Genomic DNA, 12,546 nt, shown 5'->3' on the forward strand with positions numbered 1-12,546 from the left:
CGGGATAAACGTCAACGCTTGATAGGAGATGGTTTTCATAGAGTTAGGTAGTTTGACCAGTACGAGCTATATGCCATGTACGTATAAATACAGTACATCCTTGCTGTTCTGCGCATCCCGCCCGAACGAATCTATGAAAACCGCGGCGTCGCCGCTTCGATTTTCGGCAGTATCGAAGGAAAGCGACCGGCAGCAACGGAGCAGCATTCCGACAAGAAAGAGAGGTTGAGTCATGCATGATTTAACGGTTATCACGACGATATGCGCGTTCCTGCTTACCCTCGGCTTTATCTTCCTGCGCCCCGGCGTCAACGAAGCGATACCGGCCTCGATCGGCGCGTTATTCGTGCTTCTAAGCGGCGCCGTCTCCTTGTCCGACCTCGGAAGCATTACCGAAACGATCGGCGGCGCCGCCATCACGATCATCGCCACCATCGTCATGGCGATCGTGCTGGAGAGCTTCGGCTTCTTCTACTGGGCGGCGGATATTTTGGCCAAAAAAGCGAAAAGCTCCGGCATCCGGCTGTTTTGGCTGACGAATTTGTTCTGCTTCCTGATGACGCTGTTCGTCAACAACGACGGAAGCATTCTCATCACGACGCCGATCCTGCTTATGCTGCTAAAGAACATGGGTCTCAAAAATCATCACAAAATCCCTTATCTCATCTCGGGCGCGATCATCGCGACGGCTTCGAGCGCGCCGATCGGCGTCAGCAACATCGTCAACCTGATCGCGCTCAAGATCGTCCACATGAGCCTGTATATGCATACGGCGATGATGTTCGTGCCGGCATCGATCGGGCTTTGCCTGCTGGCGTTCATCCTGTACGCGACGTTCTACCGCGCGCTGCCCAAGAAGATTCCGGAAGTCGCGCAGCAGGGATTCATGCCCGGAAGCCATCCGCTGAAAGATGTCTATCAAAGCGAGAACCGCAACAAGTTCATGCGCAACGTGCTGATCTTCGTCTTCTGCGTCCGGATCAGCTTGTTCGCGGCTTCCTACGTCGGATTTCCCGTCCCGCTCATGGCGGTGATCGGGTCGGCCGTGCTGCTGGCATGGCGATGGATCCATTTGAAGATCACCCCGCTGGACATGCTGAAGAAAACGCCGTGGTACATTCTGATCTTCGCCTTCGGCATGTACGTCATCATCTACGGCCTGAACAACATCGGCTTGACGGACTATCTCATCCGGATGCTGCAGCCGATCGTCTCCGGAGGCTTGCTGAACGCGAGCGTGCTGATGGGCGCGACGATCAGCGTGCTGTCCAACCTGTTCAACAACCATCCCGCGCTCATGGTCGGCACGCTGACGCTGACGCATATGGGATTGGATCCGCTGACGCTCAAGATTTCGTATCTCGCCAGCGTCATCGGAAGCGACATCGGTTCGCTGCTGCTGCCGATCGGCACGCTTGCCACGCTGATGTGGATGCATATCGTCCATAAAGGCGGCGTCAAAATCAGCTGGATGCAATATTTGAGGGTCACGATCATTGCGATTCCGATCACGGTCGTGTTCACCTTGATTCTGCTTTCCTATTGGGTAACATGGCTTTTCTCCTAAAGCGAGGGAGCCGTTTTCGCGCTCGGCAAACAAAAAAAGGATCTTCAGCAACGAAGATCCGAATAAGAGAAGAAGCACATCACAGTTTATGACGCGCGGCTCGCATCCGTATGGGTCTTTTGGTCAAAACGGGACAATCCGGCGCGATAGCGGCACTTGTAAGGCGTGGGGGACCGGAAGAACTCGGTTCGCCAACGCAAGAATGATACGCAATTGTAACGGAACTGCAATGCCGTTTTCAGGTTCTCTTAATCTTCGGTCCCTATAATAAGAATCAACCCCCTATTATATAGATTGACTTCAGACCCGCAGCCCGTTGCTGCGGGTCTTTTTTTGCGACGCGGACCGGCCGCCGCTATTGCCCTTGATCCGGCGGGCACAGCATGTGGATGCCGTCCCCTTGGAACGAGGATGCCTCGACCAGGGTGCCCAAAGCGACGGTTTGCTCTTGATCCGGCCGATCGAGCGGATAGATGCGGGCCGAATCGTTCTCGGCGTCTACATGCTGGATGTATACGGGAACGCCGTCGCAGGTGACGTCGGCCATGACGGGCGATTCCGCGATTTCTTGCGCGCGCTGCGGGTTCATGCTGCTGCCTCCTCCTACGATGTGTGATCGTCTTCTTCATCAATATGCCGCTTTATCGGCGCGTTTTATGCATGAAGCAGGAAAAAGCCGCATGGCCGGCGGCAGGATGAGGAGGGCGCTTTGGCTGAATTCCGGCCGCCGGGCGATTGTCATCGCGCGTGAAATCTGGCATATTGAAAGGATAACGGAGCCGTGCGGCAGCCGCGGAAAGCGGACGCGCGCGGTCATAAGCCGCGAGTGCGGTCAACCTCGGCGGAAAGGGGAGCGGATGCCTTGCCATTGTTCCAATCGGGCAGGAAGGTGCTGCCGGCCGTACGCAAGCTGAAGGAAGTGGAAGCGCTTTTAGCGGCTTCGTTTCCCGGATTCGTGCTGCTGGGCGGCCATGTGGGGCAGATCAAGCCGATCGTGGATCTGGCGCGGGCCCACGGGAAAGACGTGCTGCTGCATGCCGATCTGATCGACGGCCTCAAGAACGATGAATACGCGGCGGATTTTCTATGCCAGAGCATCCGGCCCGCCGGGCTGATCTCGACGCGGGCGGGCGTCATCCAGCGGACGAAGCAAAACAAGCTGATCGCCATCCAGCGGCTGTTCCTGCTGGATTCCGATGCGCTGGAGCGCAGCTACGCGCTGGTCGGCAAGACGCAGCCGGATTACGTCGAGGTGCTGCCCGGCATCATGCCGGAAATCATCGCGGAAGTCAAGGAACGGACCGGCGTGCCCGTCATCGCGGGCGGCTTGATCCGGACGGAGACGCATGTGCGCCGGGCGATCGAAGCCGGCGCGGCGGCGGTTACGACCTCGCGCCGCGAGCTATGGGAGCTTTAGCGCGCGAGCGGATCGCGGATACGCCGCCCGGGTAACGGGCTATACGACTGCAAGGAAGGGGAATTCGCATGAACAACTATATGCTGGCGCTGGATCAAGGCACGACCAGCACGCGCGCGCTGCTCGTGGACCGCAAGGGCGCGATCGCGGGCATGGCGCAGCAGGAGCTGCCGCTGCGGTATCCGGATTCCGGCTGGGTGGAGGCGGATGCGTCGTTCATCTGGGATTCGGCGCTCGGCGTGATTCGGCGGCTGCTGGCCGAGACGGGCGTCGCGGCGCGGCAGATCGCCGGACTCGGCATCACCAACCAGCGCGAGACGACGATCGTCTGGGATCGCGAGACGGGGGAGCCCGTCTATCCGGCGGTCGTCTGGCAATCCCGCCAATCCGCCGGCATCTGCGCGCGGCTTGCGGCGGAAGGCCGTGAAACGGCGGTCAGGGAGCGCACGGGCCTGCGGATCGATCCGTATTTCTCCGGCACGAAGGTTGCCTGGATTCTGGAGAACGTGCCTGGCGCCCGCGATCGGGCGGAAGCCGGAGAGCTGCTCTTCGGCACCGTCGATACGTGGCTGATCTGGAAGCTGACGGGCGGCAAGGTGCATGTGACGGACGCGACGAACGCTTCGCGGACGCTGATGTACAATATTTACGAGCTGGCCTGGGACGACGGGCTGCTTGCGATGCTCGGCGTGCCGAAGGCGATGCTGCCGGAGGTGCGCTCCTCCTCGGAGGTTTACGGCCATACGGATCCGGCTCTCCTCGGCGGTCATGCCGTTCCGATCGCCGGCGCTGCCGGCGACCAGCAGGCGGCGTTGTTCGGGCAGGCCTGCTTCGACAAGGGCAGCGTGAAGAACACGTACGGAACCGGCTGCTTCATGCTGATGAACACCGGCGGGCAGCCCGTGCCGTCCAAGAACGGGCTGCTGACGACGATCGCCTGGCAGGCGGACGGACGGGTGGAATATGCCCTGGAAGGCAGCGTGTTCGTGGCGGGAGCCGCGATTCAGTGGCTGCGCGACGGCCTCGGCATGATCGCCTCGGCCGCGGAATCCGCGGAGATCGCGGCGCCCTCCGCGGAGGGCGTGTACGTGGTCCCCGCTTTCGTCGGCCTCGGCACGCCCTATTGGAACAGCGACGTGCGCGGCGCGATGTTCGGCCTGACGCGCGGCACGACGAAGGCGCATCTCGTCAGGGCGGTGCTGGAGTCGCTGGCGTATCAGACGAAGGACGTGCTGACGGTCATGGAGGAGGAGTCGGGGATCGCGCTTTGCGCGCTGTCCGTCGACGGCGGCGCGGTCGCCAACGATCCGCTGATGCAGTTCCAGAGCGACATGCTCGGCGTGCCGATCGAGCGGCCGGTCGTCAATGAATCGACGGCGCTCGGCGCGGCATTCCTGGCGGGCCTTGCCGTCGGCTACTGGTCCGGACGCGAGGAAATCCGCGGCCTGCGGCAGGTCGACCGCCTGTTCGCGCCGGCGATGGAGGAGGCGCGGCGGACGCAGCTGTACGGCGGCTGGCGGCGCGCGGTGAAAGCGGCCATGGCGTTTTGCGAATGAGCATGGTATAGTAGCGGTAAGTTAATAACGGTTGGAGACACGGAGAAACCACGAAGATTGTTGTTTTCGGCACGCCCTTGCTGGCGGCCGGAGGCAGCGACTATTCGTGGTTTTTTTGCATCGGCCGGGGCGGTGCCGGATAATGGCAATGTAACGGCGCCGACCGTCGTCCATGCGCGGGCCGCAGGCCTCCGGCGTACATTGAGGTAGGGAAAGGCAGGCGTGGCGTTCATGACAACCATGAAGAGGAACGGCCGATTCGGAGCGGAGGACCGGGGTTCCGTCTTGCAAGACATTCAGCATAAGCCGCTTGATCTGCTCGTGATCGGCGGCGGCATTACGGGAGCGGGGATCGCGCTGGACGCGGCTTCGCGCGGCCTTCGGACGGCGGTCGTGGAGATGCAGGATTTCGCGGCGGGCACGTCGAGCCGTTCGACGAAGCTCGTGCACGGCGGCCTGCGGTATTTGAAGCAGCTCGAGGTCGGCGTCGTGGCGGAGGTCGGGAAGGAGCGGGCGATCGTGTACGAGAACGGCCCGCATGTGACGACGCCCGAATGGATGCTGTTGCCGCTCTATGCCGGCGGCAGCTTCGGCAAGTTCTCGACGAGCCTCGGCTTGCGCGTGTACGATTTTCTTGCCGGCGTGAAGCGCGGGGAACGGCGCGTCATGCTGAATGCGCGGCAGACGCTGGAAAAGGAGCCTTTGCTGAAACGGGAAGGCATGAAGGGCGGCGGCTACTACGTCGAATATCGGACCGACGACGCGCGGCTCACGATCGAAGTGATGAAGAAAGCGGTCCAGCACGGCGCCGATGCCGTCAATTATGCCCGGGTGGAGGAGCTTCGCTACGCGGAGGACGGGAAGCTGGCCGGCGCGGTCGTCCGCGATCTGATCGGCGGCGGGGCGTATGCGGTCGCGGCCGACAAGATCGTCAACGCGACCGGGCCGTGGGTCGACCGGCTGCGCGAGATGGACGGCTCCAAGGAGGGCAAGACGCTGCGCCTGACGAAAGGCGTGCATCTCGTGTTCGACCAATCGCGCTTCCCGCTGCGGCAGGCGGTGTACTTCGATACGCCGGACGGCCGGATGGTGTTCGCGATTCCGCGCGAAGGCAAGACGTACTTCGGCACGACGGACACGAATTACGCCGGCGATGCCGAGCGGCCCGTCATGACGGCGGATGACAGGACTTATCTGCTGGAAGCGGTCAATTTCATGTTCCCGGGTCTGACGCTGACCGCGGCCGACGTGGAATCGAGCTGGGCCGGCCTGCGCCCGCTCATCCAGCAGGAAGGCAAGTCGCCCTCGGAGGTCTCGCGCCGGGACGAGATATTCGTCTCGTCGTCCGGGCTGATCTCCATTGCCGGGGGCAAGCTGACGGGCTACCGCAAGATGGCGGAGACGGTCGTCGACAAGGTCTCCGAGCTTCTGGCGCAGGAAGGCAAGCGCAAGCTGCCCGCGAGCGGGACGAAGTCGATCCCGATGTCCGGCGGCGATCTCGGCGGCTCCCGCAACTATGAAGCGTACGTGCGCACGAAGACGGGCGAGGGCATGCTCCGCGGCTTCTCCGCGGACGAAGCCGCGTTCCTGGCGCGGCGCTACGGCTCCAACGCGCCGCTGCTGTTCGAGCTGGCGGAGACGACGAAGCCGTGGGCGGCGAAGCACGGGCTGCCGCTCGTGCTGGCCGTCCGGCTGCGGTACGCGATGGAGTCGGAGATGGCGGCGAAGCCCGCGGACTTCCTCGTTCGCCGGACCGGCGACCTGTTCTTCCGCATCGCGGAGGTGCGCAAGTGGAAAGACGCCGTCATCGCCGCGATGGCGGAGCGGCTGCGCTGGACGGAGGAGCAGCGGGCGGCTTATGCCGCGGACATCGAGCGGAAGCTGACGGAAGCGGTAGAACCGCGGCAAGATCAGCAGAGCTGAGCTGCTGATCTTGCGGCTGACTTGGAAAAGGTTATTTCTAAAATTACGCCGGATCGTCGTGGTAAAGCAGTTGATTCGCCTCTTCGATAAGTCGCGCTTTATGGCTGACTATGACGGCCCTGAACAATTGGTACGCCGTCACTCAACTCGTGGATAAGGAGTTTGATCGCACATGCAAAGTTTATCGAGCAAAAGCGCGCTGCTGGTCATGGATATGCAAAACAGCGTCGTGTCGCGGTTCGTCGGCAGCGAGGATGGGCTGGTCCCTTTCCGAAAGGCTATCGAAGCCGCACGCAGCCACGGTATTCCCGTTATTTACGTTCGTGTCGCATTTCGCGCTGGCTATCCCGAGATCAGTGCTAGAAACAAAATGTTCGGAGGTATTGCAAGTCGTGCCGCCGGGCTCGCGGCAGCTCCGGAAGCGATGATGCAAATTCACGAATCCGTCCAGCCTCTGCCGGACGAGCCTATCGTGACCAAGCTTCGCGTGAGTGCGTTTGCCGGCAGCGATCTCGAGATCATTCTGCGTTCCCGTCAGATCGATACGCTCATTCTCAGCGGTATCGCCACAAGCGGGGTTGTTCTATCGACTTTGCGGGAAGCGGCAGATAAAGACTTTGCGCTTACGGTGCTTTCCGACGCTTGTATCGATGCGGATCCCGAGGTTCATCGCGTACTGACCGAGAAGGTGTTCCCCCATCAGGCCGAGGTGCTGCACGTTGACGCATGGGTCGCCTCTTTGTCGGATTGACGCACGATTGCGCCGTACGCCAAAAGCCTCCAACCTTCCGCCAAAGCGGGGGATGGAGGCTTTTCGGCTTGTGCCGCCGGACAGGGGCGGCGCGCCTTCATTGCATAACGGCAGGTTTGCGGTTCGCAATGACAATCAGTCGAGCAGGCGGCGTCTTCCAGCGTGCCGTTTAACATCAATTCAACAAGGCTGGCAGCTCGATGGTCACGGTCGTGCCGACGCCTTCTTTGCTTTGGAAGGCGATGCTGCCTTGATGGTTCTCGATGATTTTGTGGCTGACCATAAGACCGAGGCCGGTGCCTTTCTCCTTGGTCGAATAGAACGGCTCGCCGAGCTTGGCCAGCTTGCCCTCGGGAATGCCGGCGCCGTTGTCGATGAAACGCACGACGATGCGGTTGTCCGCGCCGATCGCCGCCTGCACGTGGATGCGCCCGCCTTTGGGCATGGCCTCGATGGCATTCTTCAGCAGGTTGATGAACACCTGCTTGAGCTGATTCTCGACGCACAGCACGCGCAAACCCTCCTGCAGCTCGGAGTGCATCTCCACGCCGCCCAGATTCGCTTGGGATTCGAGCAGCATCAGCACGTCCTGCACGATCGGCCCGAGCTCCTTGTTGGCGAAGTCCACGGCCTGCGGCTTGGCCAGCACGAGCAGCTCGCCGACGATTTGCTCGATGCGGTCGAGCTCGTCCAGCATGATGCCGATGTAGGAGCTCTTGCTGTCGCCCGTGTTGCTGATCAGCTTGGTGAAGCCCTTGAGCGCGGTCAGCGGATTGCGGATCTCATGCGCGATGCCCGCCGCCATCTGCCCCACGGCCGACAGCATTTCCGTCTTGCGGAGCATCTCCTCCGCGTTCTTTCGCTCGCTGATGTTCTCGGACAGCTTGACGAAATGGATCAGTTGGCCGTGATCGTCCTTGATCGGGATGATTTTCACGGATTCCCAGTACGTATCTCCGTTTTTGGCGCGGCTTTCGAGCTCGCCCGTCCATACTTTTCCGCTTCCCACGCTTTGAAGGATCGCCTCGAACGACCGCTCGCCCTCCTCCCATCGGCTGAATGCCTGCATATTCAGGCCGTGGGCTTCCTCCAGCAGGTACCCGGTCACCATCGTGAACTGCGGATTGACGTATTCGATCGTGCCGGCCGTATCGGTCATCATCGTGATGCTCGGACTTTGCTCGATCGCGTACGACAGCTTCAGCAGCTCTTCGTTCACGGTCTTCAGGTCGGTGATGTCGACGAAGGTGAGCACGACGCCGCTGACGAAATTATCCTCCGTCCGATACGGCAATATCCGCATGCTGTACCAGGTGCCCTTGCGGCTCTGAATCTCCCGCTCGAGCGGAACGAGCGTCTGCAGGACGTTCCGGGCGTCGCTCACCAGCGAATCGTCCTTGAAATGATGGGAGATGTGGTCGATGGGCCGCCCGCAGTCCACGTCCATCAGATTGATCTCCTTCGTGATGGCCGGCGTAAACCGGCGGATGCACATCCGCTTGTCGAGGAAGATCGTGCCGATCCGCGTGCTGACGAGAAAATTGTTCATGTCGTTGTTCAGATCCGTGAGCTCTTGAATCTTGAACTGGTACTCCGTATTGACGGTGACCAGCTCTTCGTTGACGGACTGGAGCTCTTCGTTCGCGCTCTGCAGCTCCTCGTTCGCCGCGACCAGCTCTTCGTTGGTGGATTGCAGCTCCTCGTTGGAGGTTTCCAGCTCTTCCACCGTCGCTTGCAGCGCCTCTTCGGTCCGCTGGAGCTCCTGCTCCAATTCGAAGATGCGGGTCTTGGCGTCGCGGTCGAGATCGGTCGACGCGAGCGTCTGCGCCGGCTTCTGCACGGGCTGCGCGGGCTCTTCGAACAGCACGAGAATATGCTTGCCGAACGCGGCATTCTTGGCGGAGAACGGACGAAGCTTCAGGTCGACGGTCCGGTCGCCCCGGTTCGTGCGGATGGCAAGCGACCGGTAGACGACTTCTATCCGTTCCTTCCGGATCTTCTGCATGGCCGTGGAGATGGCGACCCCGAGGCTCGAGTCGACCATCTTGTACACGTTCAGGCTCGGCGTGCCGCTTGCCAGCAGCAAGTAATCGTTGATCGCGCCGTTCAGATGCACGACCTCGTTATTCGTGTCGATCACCATGCTCGGCGCAAAGTGCTCGTCCGTCAGGATCGCCTGCAGATCATCGGTCTGCCGGCGGATTTTGTTTTCCGGCATGACCGCAGGGGGCAGGTGCAGCTTGGCCCGCGGGGATGTTTGGGCGTACTGCCCGGCCATGCCGAAGGTACGGGATTCGCCGGGCTGCCTCGCGCCCTTGTGGCTGAAAATATTCCAATGGCGGTCGAGCGGCTCGAACTGGTTCGTGAATTTGCCGATCGTCTCGCTCGGCCCGAGGAAGAGGAAGCCCTCCGGCGTCAGCGCGAAATGGAACAGCGACAGCACCTTGAATTGCATTTCCGGCTGCAGGTAGATGAGCATGTTCCTGCACGTGATCAAGTCCAGGTTGCTGAACGGCGGATCCTTGATGATGTTGTGCGGAGCGAAGACGATCATTTTCCGGATCTCCTTGGTCACCTGGAACATGCCGTCGTCCTTGATGAAGTAGCGCGCGATGTCGTCCTCCGACAGATGGGAATTGATGCTCTCGGAGTAGACGCCTTGGCTGGCGTATTCGATGGATTCCTTGTCCAGGTCCGTCGCGAAGATCTTGATCGTGTACGGCACTTCCATCCGATCGGCGTGCCTGCGCATCAGGATGGCGATGGAGTACGCCTCCTCGCCCGTGGAGCAGCCGGCGACCCAGACGCGGATTTCGCGGTTTTTGCCGTTGTTCGCGAAGACGGCGGGAAGCACTTTCTCGTCAAGGACCTTGAACGCTTCGGCGTCGCGGAAGAAATTCGTTACCCCGATAAGCAAATCCTTGCGCAGCGCATGCAGCTCCTCCGGCTGCTGGCCCAGAAACGCCAAATAATCGGAGATGTCCTTCACGTTGTTCATGGCCATTCGGCGCTCGATCCGGCGCAGGACGCTGTTGCGTTTGTAGTAGGTGAAATCAATGCCCGACGCTTGTTTGATTTTGTCTAGGATAAGCTGGATGTATTGTTCGATCGTGATCGTCGCCGTCTTGAATTCCCTCTTTTCCTGGGTTTGAAATGTTAGCGCGTGCGCCGTCAGCTTTTCCGCCATCAGCTGGGGCGCGAGCACGGCGTCGACGACGCCGGTTCGGCAGGCGCTGCTCGGCATGCCGTCGAATTTGGCCGAGAAGCCGTCCTGCGCGATAACGAGCCCGCCGGCTTCCTTGATCGCCAGAATCCCGCGCGAACCGTCGCTTCCGGCACCGGATAAAACAACGGCAACGGCCCGCGAACCGAAATCGGCCGCGAGCGAGCGGAAAAACATATCGATGGGCAGCCGAAGACCCGTTCTCGGAATGGAATCGGTCAACTGCAGACGTCCGCCGGCGATCGTCATGTTTTTGCGGGGCGGAATCAGATAGACGCGGTTCGGCTCCACGTACATGTCATGCTCGACCTCGACAAGGAGCATGCGCGTATTTTTGCTCAAAATATGCGGCATTAAGCTCTTATAGTCCGGCGAGAGGTGCTGGACCACGATGAACGCCATCCCGGAATCCGGCGGCATGGGGTCGAAGAAGAGCTCCAAGGCTTCGAGCCCGCCGGCCGAAGCGCCGATTCCGACGATGCAATGCGGGGATTCCGTCCCGTTCGGCGGCATCGCCTTCCCGATTTCGTGTTCGGACATTTCCTGCTGAAGATTCTCGTCTCCTTGCATTCGTTCGTTCACCTCCGGATTTCCCGATCCGACAGGAACGGGGCTTGTCCCGTTATCGCGCGCGTCCTCGGCAGCCGGCATCCTCCGGTTGCCGGAACCCGGGGAACGAAAATATGACCTGCGTGAATCGACTCTAGCGATCTAGGAAAATTTTTCCTTATAAAAAGAGAATCATTTCCATCATATAAGTAGTTCGGGAGTCTCGTCAAATTCGACAGCAGGAGACAATTCCGGCCTCTAGGCCGACGCGGGAATGTATAATACAATGGTCTACAAGCATTTACGAATTCGACAAAGCTAAGAGGTGTTCGGCATGCAAATGGAAATCGAGTGGTTTGCGGAACGATTGATTAGCGGTTCGGTAGAGGCGTGTTGGGAAAAAATGCTGCGGTTCATGGACGCCGGCGCGAACAGCTTGTTCATCTACGAGCAGCTGTTGACGTCCGCCATGCGCTACATCGGTTCTTTGTGGGAGCAGAATCTGATTTCGGTAGCGGACGAGCACCTGGCTTCAGGTCTATGCGATATTTTGATTACCCGCTACGGGATGGCGATGAATCAGGCGCCGGCCAACGGTTTGAAAGCGATGTTTCTGTGCGTGGAAGGGGAGACGCACGACCTGGGCGTGAAGATCGTCGCCGCGCTGTTCCGGGAGAACGGATGGGAAACCCGCAGCTACGGCGCGAGCCTGCCGCTCGAATACGCGGTTGCGAGCGGGATGAATTGGCGCCCGGACGTGATCGGCTTATCCGTCTCGATGGCCGATAATCTGCCTGCCGCGCGAACGTACGAAGAGTCGCTCGCTGAGCTGTTCCACGGTCCGACGATCATGATCGGCGGACGGCAGGCGGATGCGTACGGAGTCGACCGGCAAACATCGGAGCGCTTGGTGCTCGCAACGAGCTTGCTGGATGTCAGCGAATGGCTGCACGCCCGTAAAGCCGCCATGCCGCGACGGAAGAGCGCGGGTAAGTCATGATGGAGGCGAACGATATGCCGGTGCCGTATTACGAGATCGCCGCCGATTATCGCATCCGGGCCGTATCCGCAGCCGCGTCGGCGATATTTCCGCCTGTGGCGGACTGGCGGGAGCTGCTCGCTGCCGGTTCGCGGGACAAGGCGGCCTCGCTCGTCACGCCGGGGCATTCGGGCATGAAAGTGGAGTTGAACCTCCGAACCTCGGGGCGGCCCGCTGCGCTGTTCGACGTGTATCAGAGCTGGAGCGAAGCCGGTATCGGTCATCTGGTCTGCATCGGCCGGCAGCATGGATTCGATGCCTCGTCCGAGCAATTGCAGCTGCTCCGCGAGACGCTGGAACGGGGCGGCGAGGCGGGAAGCGGCCGGACGGAGCCTGCCCGCCCGCCGGAGCAGATTGCCCGGCCCGAGGAACGCGAAGCGCGCGCCGCGCTGGAGACGATCGGCGAGCTTGTCGAGCTGCTGCGGCCGAGCTTGGCGGAGCTTCATAAATCGGAGTACGCGGACACCATTCAAGCGCAAATCCGCCTTGCGCTCGAGGCTGCGGCTCCGGAAGCTTGACGT

Annotated in this window: 8 protein-coding genes and 1 pseudogene; 7 read left to right on the forward strand and 2 right to left on the reverse strand. The window is 60.8% G+C overall.

Translation table 11 applies throughout. The annotated features are described in order from the left end of the window. Positions 1-232: 232 nt before the first annotated feature. Positions 233-1,567: an arsenic transporter gene (locus AC50YL_RS26075; RefSeq protein WP_494835822.1), complete on the forward strand. Its 1,335-nt coding sequence runs from the start codon at positions 233-235 to the stop codon at positions 1,565-1,567. Between the two features lie 415 nt (positions 1,568-1,982). Here AC50YL_RS26075 and AC50YL_RS26080 read toward each other — a convergent pair. Next, positions 1,983-2,156, reverse strand: a pseudogene (locus tag AC50YL_RS26080) (H-type small acid-soluble spore protein); the annotation flags it as partial. Positions 2,157-2,429: 273 nt separating this feature from the next. Between AC50YL_RS26080 and AC50YL_RS26085 the strand changes: the two are divergent. The 4 genes from AC50YL_RS26085 (at position 2,430) to AC50YL_RS26100 (ending at position 7,214) form a co-directional block, all read left to right on the forward strand. Further along, the gene (locus AC50YL_RS26085; protein ID WP_494835824.1) at positions 2,430-2,984 is read left to right on the forward strand and encodes a glycerol-3-phosphate responsive antiterminator; all 555 of its coding nucleotides are present in this window, start codon (positions 2,430-2,432) and stop codon (positions 2,982-2,984) included. A gap of 68 nt (positions 2,985-3,052) precedes the next feature. Further along, positions 3,053-4,540, forward strand: a complete 1,488-nt coding sequence (glpK, locus tag AC50YL_RS26090; protein ID WP_494835825.1) for a glycerol kinase GlpK — start codon at positions 3,053-3,055, stop codon at positions 4,538-4,540. 240 nt (positions 4,541-4,780) lie between these two features. Next, a complete protein-coding gene (locus AC50YL_RS26095) occupies positions 4,781-6,463 on the forward strand; it encodes a glycerol-3-phosphate dehydrogenase/oxidase (protein WP_494836026.1) in 1,683 nt (560 codons plus the stop codon). A 172-nt stretch (positions 6,464-6,635) separates the two neighbouring features. Then, positions 6,636-7,214, forward strand: coding sequence for a cysteine hydrolase family protein (locus AC50YL_RS26100; RefSeq protein ID WP_494835827.1), 579 nt, complete (start codon positions 6,636-6,638; stop codon positions 7,212-7,214). A gap of 175 nt (positions 7,215-7,389) precedes the next feature. Here the strand turns inward: AC50YL_RS26100 and AC50YL_RS26105 are convergent, their stop codons facing one another. Continuing rightward, on the reverse strand, positions 7,390-11,019 hold the full coding sequence (locus AC50YL_RS26105) for a chemotaxis protein CheB (RefSeq protein WP_494835829.1): 3,630 nt from the start codon (positions 11,017-11,019) through the stop codon (positions 7,390-7,392). Positions 11,020-11,320: 301 nt separating this feature from the next. On the opposite strand from AC50YL_RS26105, the gene AC50YL_RS26110 reads away from it, so the two are divergent. Together AC50YL_RS26110 and AC50YL_RS26115 are read left to right on the forward strand one after the other, a co-directional pair. Next, positions 11,321-11,986, forward strand: coding sequence for a cobalamin B12-binding domain-containing protein (locus AC50YL_RS26110; RefSeq protein ID WP_494835830.1), 666 nt, complete (start codon positions 11,321-11,323; stop codon positions 11,984-11,986). Then, on the forward strand, positions 11,983-12,543 hold the full coding sequence (locus tag AC50YL_RS26115; protein WP_494835832.1) for a hypothetical protein: 561 nt from the start codon (positions 11,983-11,985) through the stop codon (positions 12,541-12,543). Before AC50YL_RS26110 ends, AC50YL_RS26115 begins: the two co-directional genes overlap by 4 nt. Positions 12,544-12,546 lie beyond the last annotated feature (3 nt).

It is taken from the genome of Paenibacillus sp. J22P277 (genome assembly GCF_059383675.1).